Here is a 1,461-nt window from a genome sequence, read left to right as displayed (position 1 = left end):
GGGAGGGTGTTTGGCTTTGCTAGGTGGGCTTCTCCAAGGTCACGGCGGGTCGCTGCCGTGTCGAGCTCTCAACGAGCATCCATCAAAAGTATTTCGTGTTCAACACGCGATTTCGCGCCTGCTTGCTCTCCAGGCTCCAGTCGGGGTGTACCTTGTTTCTGTTTTATCTGGCGTGATTGGAATTGTTTGTCATTGTGCGATGCGGGCGCTGAAGACGCGCTGGGTGTGAGGCTTTCGGTGCACTGCGGGCCTGGGCAGGCGCCGGAGTGCACTGCGACGCGAGTCGGGGGTGTGCGGTGGGGAGCGAACAGTCCCACACCCCTGGCGGCCGGAGGCGCGAGGTGCATGCCGGCGCTACAACACCCCGGGTCGTACCGGCGACGCGAAGGACCGGCGCTCGACTCACACAGCGTCATCCTTCAGGGAGGTGACCATGAACCCGGCTTCGGGCTCGTGCGTTGCGTGTGGGGCGCGTTTCCTGGGAGGCGTACTGGCGTGTCCGCGGAGCGCGGCGGGGGTACCCCGGGATGCGCCGGTCCGCAGGTGGGCGCCAGGGCTGTGCCACCCGCCGCTGGTGGGCCGCGTCGCGGTGCTGAAGCGGCTGATGGGGCTGGCGGAGGATGTGCGGCGCGGGCTGGGACGGGCGGTGTGGTTGATGGGGGAGGCGGGGATGGGCAAGACGCGCATCAAGGACGCCTTCGTGGAGCGCCTGGCCTCGGATGGCTTCGAAGTCTGGGAGGGCAGTGGTCTGGCGCTGCCGGGCGCGCCGGCGGGCATCTTCCGGGAGCTGCTGGACGCCACGCGGGCGCTCAGCCCGCCCGCCGGGACGGGCCGCGTGTCCAGCGCGGACGCGGAGCGAATCCAGCGCTTCCTGGAAGGCCGCGAGCGCCAGGGCATTCCGGCGAGCCTCGCCTCCGAGCGCACCGCCCTGTTCGACTCCCTGTGCCACGCGCTGATGCCCCACCGCCGTCCGCGCCTGCTGGTGCTGGAGGACTGGCAGCATGGGGACGCGCTCAGCCATGCGCTGGTGGAGGAGCTGGTGTCGCGGCTGTCGCACACGCCGCTGCTCTTGCTGGCGCTCCAGCGCCCCAGTGGCACGGCGCCAGCGCCTCTCACGGCGGAAGTCCTGACGGTGGGGCGGCTGGGGCCCGCCGAGTCCGCGGCGCTGCTGGAGGGCCGGCTGCGGAACCGGGGGACGCTGACGCTCGCGGCCCGGGTGGAGCTGCTGCGCGGCAGTGCCGGACACCCGCTGCACCTGCTGCACGCGGTGACCCTGCACGAGGAGCAGCCCGAGCGGGAGGTGCCACTGACGGGCGAGGCGGTGCATGCGGCGCGGCAGGCCTTGCTGCCCCCGGCGCAGCGGGAGGTGCTGCGGGCGGCGTCGGTGCTGGGCCCGTCGTTTCCCCGGGCGGTGCTGGTGGCGTTGGCGGGTGGGGTGGGGCCGTTGGCGCTATTGGAGGC

2 protein-coding genes are annotated in these 1,461 nt (G+C 71.6%); both read left to right on the top strand.

The window, feature by feature from the left end; translation table 11 throughout:
• Nucleotides 1–229: hypothetical protein (locus HNV26_RS38040; RefSeq protein WP_216613089.1), on the top strand; the 229-nt coding region annotated here is incomplete at its 5' end.
• 204 nt (nucleotides 230–433) lie between these two features.
• Nucleotides 434–1,461 (top strand): AAA family ATPase (locus HNV26_RS37310; protein WP_253817404.1); only part of this gene is annotated, 1,028 nt, incomplete at its 3' end.

Origin of the sequence: Myxococcus xanthus, assembly GCF_013116825.1 — a bacterium.
Classification (GTDB): domain Bacteria; phylum Myxococcota; class Myxococcia; order Myxococcales; family Myxococcaceae; genus Myxococcus; species Myxococcus xanthus_B.
Note: the sequence above shows the minus strand (reverse complement) of the source record. Positions and strands in the feature narration are given on the sequence as shown.